Below are 5,876 nucleotides of genomic sequence, written 5' to 3' on the forward strand. Positions count from 1 at the left end.
TTCCCGGCGGTGCGAGTGCTCGGCAATGACACCGCAACGCACCTGGTGCCGGCACCTCGCGGAACCGCACAGAACCCCGGGCAGCGACGTACCCTGCAGAAGCTGGACGCCTGCCACGCGCCGGAACCGCGGCTGGACTAGCCGGAGTGGGACCAGCCAAGGCTGGACTAGCAGAGACTGGATGAGACCCAGCATCTATCGCACCGCAATGCGGGCTCGGTAGCTTCACCGAACGCTACCGGGTTCGCATGCTAGCATAAAAAATCCCCGTCACGGGGAATATTCGAAAAATACGTATAGTTATACCGACGAACAAACCATCGCCGCCCGTCGCCCTCAACGACGACGCCCCGGTGGACACGGCGAGAAAAGGAAAGCACACATGTTTACCGGAATTATTGGCGCCCTCGGCACCGTAGAATCCATCACCCCCATCGAAGGTAGCGACGCAGCCTACCTGACCCTCAACGCCGGTGACATTGTCGCCGACCTCGAGCACGGTGGCTCCCTCGCCGTCAACGGTGTATGCCTCACCGCTATCGACCTCGACCAGCTGCAGCCCGGCCAGTTCCGCGCCTACGCGATGGGTGAGACTCTGCGCCGCACCAACCTCGGCAACCTGAACCCCGGCGACACCGTCAACCTGGAGCGCTGCCTGCCCGCCGGCGGCCGCCTCGACGGTCACGTCGTGCAGGGTCACGTGGACGCGGTGGGTACCCTCGCATCCGTCACTGAGCACGAGGCGTGGAGCACCCTGCGTTTGAACCTACCCACCGAACTGGCACCCCTGCTCGCTGAGAAGGGCTCCATCGCTGTTTCTGGCGTGTCCCTGACCGTCACCGCGGTGTCCGAGCCCGGCGAAACCCCCGCATGGTTCGAGGTCGGCCTGATCCCCGAAACCCTGAAGGCAACCAACCTCGGCGCGCTCAAGGTCGGCGACAACGTCAACCTTGAGACCGATGCGCTCGCTAAGTACGTGCAGCGTCTGACCGCGTTCGCAGGCGTGCCCCAGGCTTCTTCCTCCGAGCAGGTTGCGCCGCGCCGCGCCGACGCCGCAAGCGTCCTCGACAGTGTGCAGACCGCGGTTGACGCTATCGCCGCAGGTCGCGCCGTGGTCGTCGTCGACGATGAAGACCGCGAAAACGAAGGCGACATCATCTTCGCCGCCGAGCACGCAACCCCCGAACTGATGGGCTTCATGATCCGCCACACCTCCGGCGTGGTCTGCGCACCCCTGAGCAACAAGCGTGCCGACGAGATGAACCTGCCGCCCATGGTCACCAACAACGAAGACCCCAAGGGCACCGCCTACACCGTCTCCTGCGACGCGGCATCCGGCGTGAGCACCGGCATCTCCGCGGCAGATCGCGCACGCACCGTGCAGATTCTCGCGGATGCCTCCTCGACCCCGGTGGATATCACTCGCCCGGGCCACATCTTCCCGTTGCGCGCCGTTGACGGCGGCGTGGCGGAGCGCCCCGGCCACACCGAAGCCGCAGTGGAGCTCTCCCTCGCGGCGGGACTGTCCGGCGTGGGCGTTATCGCCGAGGTTGTGCACGACGACGGCTCCATGATGCGTTTTGACGCTCTGCGTGCCTTCGCCACCGAGCACAACCTGCCCATGATTTCCATTGAAGACCTCAGCAAGTACGTAGCTAAAGCATAGGAGAGAACGTATGAGCGAAACCCCCAACACCCAGGCAACACCGGGCACCCCCGCAGAACCGGGCACTCTGGTCGAGCCGGTTAAGACGCAGGCTGAAGAGCTCAGCGCTGAATCCCTGCGCATCGCCTCCCAGCTCGCTGAGGGCTACCGCGTCAGCCCCCTCGATATGGTGCCCAACCCCAGCCCGCTGCTGGTCGAAAGCACCGAAGAGGTTGCCGTGCCCACCCCGCATGGCCTGTTCGGCATGCGCGCCTGGCGATTTGCAGACGGCGCCGAGCACCTCAGTGTCCGCGCCCTCGACCGTGACGGCACCCCCGTACCCGCCGAGGACGGGGGAGTGCCCGCGGTACGCATCCACTCCGAATGCGCCACCGGCGACATTTTCGGTTCCTTCCGATGCGATTGCGGCCCCCAGCTGGAGAACGGCCTGCACATCCTCAGCCGCACCGGCGGCTACCTCATCTACGTGCGCAACCACGAAGGACGCGGCATCGGCCTGATCAACAAGCTCCGCGCCTACGCACTGCAGGACGCCGGACTCGACACCCTCGACGCGAACCTGGCGCTCGGCCTGGACGGCGACATGCGCGACTACTCGCAGGCGGCACTAATTCTGCAGGAACTCGGCGTGAACGAGCTGAGGCTCGTGACCAACAACCCCGCCAAGCGGGAGGCGCTCGAAAGCCTCGGCCTGCAGGTCACCGAACTCATCCCGGACGAAATTCCCGCCCGAGTCGAGAACGCACACTACCTGCAGACCAAGCGTGACCGTATGCGCCACATGCTCAAAAGCGCGTAGCGGCACCCCCTAAACTTTTCAAAACCCCAAAACTCACAAGGAGAACACTATGAGCGGCGTAGGCGCAGCAGACACCACCCTCAACCCCGAAGACTACAAGGGCTTCAAGCTCGCAATCGTAGCGGCAAGCTGGCACACCCAGGTCATGGACGGCCTCATCGACGGCGCGCAGCGTGCAGCACGCGACGCAGGCCTCGAGCCGACCCTCGTGCGCGTACCCGGCACCTTCGAGCTGCCCGTCGCAGCAACCCGCCTCGCTGAAAAGTTCGACGCAATCGTCGCGCTCGGCGTGGTCATCCGCGGCGGCACCCCCCACTTCGACTACGTCTGCCAGGGCGCAACCAACGGCCTGACCGACGTGTCCGTGCTGACCGGCCGCCCCATCGGCTTCGGCGTGCTCACCTGCGACAACGAGCAGCAGGCACTCGACCGTGCAGGCCTGGAAGGCTCCAACGAAGACAAGGGCTACGAGGCGACCGCAGCGGCACTGCAGACCGCAGCAACCCTCAAGCAGTTCAGCAACTAACAGAGCTGAACGGTACGCGGCTCAGTTTCACGAAGAGAACTATTGACTCTTCACCGTGGAACTGGGCCGCAGCACCGGTTAAACTGAAACAACCCGCGCACCGGGCATACCGGGCCTTATCAGGCATGATCGGGCGTATAAGAATCTGGCATATATGCGCCAGAGACACACGCCGGCGCATCCGGTAAAACCCTATACCGGTAAAACCCCGCGCGGCAGCTAAGGGACACAGCTAAAGGGACACAGCGCACCGACGCGCCCCCAACCCAACACCAAGGAGTACAGCAATGCAGGATTTGGGCACCATCACCCCCAGCCTCGAAGAATTCCGCGCCCGCGCAGCCGGCACCCGCGTCATTCCCGTACACATCAAAATCCTCGCCGACTCACTCACCCCCATCGGCATCTACCGATCCCTCGTACTCCAAAACGACCAGGGCGAACCCATCGAAGCAGCCCACGGCACCTTCCTGCTCGAATCCGCCAAAATCTCCGCAGAAGGCGAATCCGCAGCCTGGGACCGCTACTCCTTCATCGGCGCATCCTCCCGCTCCACCCTCACCACCGTTGACGGCGCAGTCCACTGGCAGGGACGCACCCCCGCCGGCGCACCCGTCGACGGCGACCCCGTAGAAGCCATCGCCAAGACCCTGCAGATGCTCTACACCGAGCCCGACCCGACCCTGCCGCCGCTCACCTCCGGCCTGGTCGGATACCTCGGCTGGGACGTCGTACGCCACTGGGAGCACCTGCCTTTCCCGCCCGCCGACGACGTGAACCTGCCCGAATTCGCGCTCAACATGGTCTCCGACATGGCAATCCACGACAACAAGGACGGCACCGTCCTGCTCGTCGCCAACGCCATCAACTTCAACGGCACCAGCGAAAACGTCGACGGCGCCTACGAAGACGCCATCGCGCGCCTGCACAGCATGCTCCGCCGCCTGCAGCGCGGTGCCGCCGCAACTACTTCCATTCTCTCCGGCGTGGCGGACGTCGACCGTAAGGTCCGCGAAGACGTCACCCTCACCTGGAGCGAACAGGGCTTCAAAGACGCCATCGACCGCTCCAAGAAGAACATCATCGACGGCGACGTCTTCCAGATCGTGCTCTCACGCCGCTTCGAAGCCGAAACCAACGCCAAGGCACTCGACGTGTACCGTGTACTGCGCCAGTCCAACCCCTCGCCGTACATGTACCTCTTCAACTTCGAAGACAGCAACGGCACCCCCTTCCACATCGTCGGCTCCTCCCCGGAGGCGCTCGTCACCCTCAAGAACGGCATCGCCAGCACCCACCCCATCGCCGGCTCCCGCCCGCGCGGCGCAACCCGCGAAGAAGACCTCGCACTCGCCGAGGAACTGCTCGCCGACCAGAAGGAACGCTCCGAACACCTCATGCTCGTCGACCTGGCACGCAACGACCTCTCGCGCATCGCCAAGCCCGGCACCGTATCCGTCGACCAGTTCATGATCATCGAGCGTTTCAGCCACATCATGCACATTTCCTCCGCCGTCAGCGCCGAACTTGACCCGCAGTTCAGCGCCTACGACGTGCTGCGCGTCGCCTTCCCGGCAGGCACCCTCTCCGGCGCCCCCAAGCCGCGCGCCATGCAGCTCATCGACGAATACGAACCCACCCGCCGCGGCGTCTACGGCGGCGTGTGCGGCTACTTCGACTTCGCCGGCAACATGGACATGGCAATCGCCATTCGCACCGCCGTACTCAAGGAAGGCACCGCCTACGTACAGGCAGGTGCGGGCCTCGTCATGGACTCCAACCCGGACTCCGAAACCCTCGAAACCGTCAACAAGTCCGCCGCCCCGCTACGCGCCGTGCTGACCGCCTCCGGCCTGGCACCCCTGGACGCAGACGCAGCCGTCAACGCCACCAAGTAACCCAAGGAGACACCATGAGCACCGTTCTCGACGAGATCATTGTCGGCGTCCGCGAAGACCTCGCCGCCCGCGTACAGCAGGTTCCCCTCGAGGAGATGAAGAAGCGCGCCCTCGCCGCCGCACCCGCCCGCGACGCGCTCGCCTCCCTGCGCGGTGAAGTGCCCGGCGGCGGCAACGGCTCCACCGCCCGCATTATCTCTGAGGTGAAGCGCTCCTCGCCCTCCAAGGGTGCGCTCGGAGAAATCCCCGACCCCGCCGCGCTCGCCGCACGCTACGAGGCAGGTGGCGCCGCAGCAATCTCGGTACTCACCGAACAGCGCCGCTTCAACGGCTCCCTCGCCGACCTCGACGCAGTCCGCGCCGCCGTGAACATCCCCGTGCTGCGCAAGGACTTCACCGTCGACGAATACCAGATCTGGGAGGCACGCGCACACGGCGCCGACCTGGTCCTGCTGATTGTTGCGGCACTCGACGAGCAGACCCTGCGCGAATTCCTCGAACTCACCGAATCGCTCGGCATGAACGCCCTCGTCGAAACCCACACCCCCGAAGAAATCGAGGTCGCCCAGCGCATCGGCGCCAAAATCGTCGGCATCAACGTGCGTAACCTTAAGACCCTCGAAGTTAACAACGAACACTACGCATCCCTCGCGGCGCACCTGCCTGCCTCGGTGATTAAGGTTGCCGAGTCCGGTGTTGCCGGTATCGAGGATGTGCGCGCCTACGCCGGCGCCGGTGCCGACGCGGTGCTCATCGGTGAAGCGCTGGTTCGCTCCGGCGACCCGGAAGGTACGGTGCGTGAATTCTCCAAGGTGCCGGTGACCCGATAGGGGTTGCTAAGAGAAGGCGACCAAAACACACGAAGCGGGGGAGTGAGGCTTCCGTGGGGTAGTTGTTTGAGAGGTTATACCGGTTCACGCTTGCGGGGGAGTGAGGCTTCCGTGAGTTAGGGTCTGGAGAGAGGGCATACCGGACGCCGCTCGCGGG

At 64.7% G+C, this 5,876-nt stretch carries 5 protein-coding genes; all 5 read left to right on the forward strand.

Annotated elements, in window-relative coordinates:
• Positions 1-382: 382 nt before the first annotated feature.
• The 5 genes from ribB to trpC all read left to right on the forward strand — a co-directional run bounded on the left by ribB (position 383) and on the right by trpC (position 5,719).
• A complete protein-coding gene (gene ribB / locus Q0216_RS09350) occupies positions 383-1,666 on the forward strand; it encodes a 3,4-dihydroxy-2-butanone-4-phosphate synthase (protein ID WP_298594800.1) in 1,284 nt (427 codons plus the stop codon).
• A 10-nt stretch (positions 1,667-1,676) separates the two neighbouring features.
• Positions 1,677-2,465, forward strand: coding sequence for a GTP cyclohydrolase II (locus Q0216_RS09355; protein ID WP_298594802.1), 789 nt, complete (start codon positions 1,677-1,679; stop codon positions 2,463-2,465).
• 49 nt (positions 2,466-2,514) lie between these two features.
• Positions 2,515-2,991, forward strand: a complete 477-nt coding sequence (ribH, locus tag Q0216_RS09360; protein ID WP_298594805.1) for a 6,7-dimethyl-8-ribityllumazine synthase — start codon at positions 2,515-2,517, stop codon at positions 2,989-2,991.
• Positions 2,992-3,278: 287 nt separating this feature from the next.
• Positions 3,279-4,889: an anthranilate synthase component I gene (locus Q0216_RS09365; protein WP_298594806.1), complete on the forward strand. Its 1,611-nt coding sequence runs from the start codon at positions 3,279-3,281 to the stop codon at positions 4,887-4,889.
• 14 nt (positions 4,890-4,903) lie between these two features.
• A complete protein-coding gene (gene trpC, locus Q0216_RS09370) occupies positions 4,904-5,719 on the forward strand; it encodes an indole-3-glycerol phosphate synthase TrpC (protein ID WP_298594808.1) in 816 nt (271 codons plus the stop codon).
• Positions 5,720-5,876: the final 157 nt, after the last annotated feature.

Origin of the sequence: uncultured Rothia sp., from assembly GCF_937976295.1 — a bacterium.
GTDB lineage: Bacteria > Actinomycetota > Actinomycetes > Actinomycetales > Micrococcaceae > Rothia.